Source organism: Liquorilactobacillus ghanensis DSM 18630 (assembly GCF_001435235.1).
In the GTDB taxonomy this organism is placed as follows: domain Bacteria; phylum Bacillota; class Bacilli; order Lactobacillales; family Lactobacillaceae; genus Liquorilactobacillus; species Liquorilactobacillus ghanensis.
Genome location: NZ_AZGB01000023.1, coordinates 1 through 1,454, shown reverse-complemented (window position 1 = coordinate 1,454; position 1,454 = coordinate 1). Strand labels below are relative to the sequence as shown.

At 37.8% G+C, this 1,454-nt stretch carries 1 protein-coding gene; it reads left to right on the top strand.

From position 1 onward, the window contains the following. Positions 1-1,391: IS66 family transposase (gene tnpC / locus FC89_RS09760; RefSeq protein ID WP_083485467.1), on the top strand; the 1,391-nt coding region annotated here is incomplete at its 5' end. Positions 1,392-1,454: the final 63 nt, after the last annotated feature.

The window sequence follows — 1,454 nt, the reverse complement described above, 5'->3', positions numbered from 1 at the left end:
TTGATAATTCTTTTACCGATCCAGAGCAAACTGGAAATCAAAGCGAAGAAATAAGTAAAAATCAAACAGCTGTACTAGTCAAAAGACGTCGTCGGACACGAAGTGAGATTATTTCTGAAGATTTGCCTGTTGAAGAGACAATCATTAAACTAAAAGATGAACATTGCGAACGCGGTCATCAACTGGTTCCCATTGGGAAACACTTTGTGAGAAAGGTCATTCATAAGATTCCAAGCAAATTGTTTGTTGAAATCATTAACGAGAAAACTTACAAATGTGTTGACTGTGAAAAATTAGATGGCTGCAGTCATCTTTACCACGGAAAAACGCCACAGGCGTTAATCGCACATAGTATTGCCACTCCTTCACTAGTGGCGGAGATCCTTAATCAAAAATATGTATTGGGAACTCCTATTTATCGACAACTAAAGGAATGGCAGCGTGCTGGTGTTTTACTCAGTGAAACTACAATTGCCAACTGGGTAATCAAATGTGCGGCAATCGTAAAACCTTTGTATGATCTGTTGCATCAAAAACTAATTGAGCAACGATTCCTTCAAGGTGATGAAACACCTTATGAAGTTTTGCGAGAGCCCAACAAACCAGCACGCAGTAAATCTTATATCTGGGTCATCCGAAGTATCAGTCGTTCAGACAAGCCAATTGTTTATTATGTTTATGGCGATACTCGGTCAGGAAAATTTGCCCAAAAGATCTACCAGAATTTTACTGGTATTCTTCAATGCGATGGCTACACCGGTTACAATCTTTTAACTGATTCAATTACGCGTGTAGGTTGTTGGGCACATGTTCGGCGAAAATTTTATGATGATGCCAATAAAGTGCTTGGACATTTTAAAGAAACTCGCCCACTGGCGATCTTAAATGAAATGTTTCGTTTGGAAAAACAATGGTTAAAATTATCAAGCAGTGAGCGACTTGATCGTCGCTCAAAAAGTTTAAAACCATTGGTTGATAGTTTTTGGCAATGGTGTGATCAAGCTGAAGCATTACCAAAATCACGTTTAGGCAAAGCTTTGATTTACGCTCAAAATCAGCGGAAAGCTTTAAATCAAATTCTAAATTTTGGCGAAATAGATTTAAGCAATAACGCTTCAGAACGAAATATGAAAAGCTATGTAATTGGCCGAAAGAATTGGCTTTTCAGTACCAGCCCGAAAGGAGCTGAAGCTAATGCGATTTGGATGTCTTTGATTGAAAGTGCCAAAGCAAACGGCTTAACTCCCTTTAAATATTTACAAGATATAATAGAAAAAATATCAAAACTGCCAGTATTTGTGAAAGCAGAAGAACTGGAAGACTATTTGCCGTGGAATTGGCAAGATGAAAACAAATTAGCGATTCCAGCAAAAATAGCTGTAGCAAAATGACCAACTGATTTCAAATGAGATCAATTGGTCATTTTTTTGAACGGTCGATTATTAGGTGCTTAC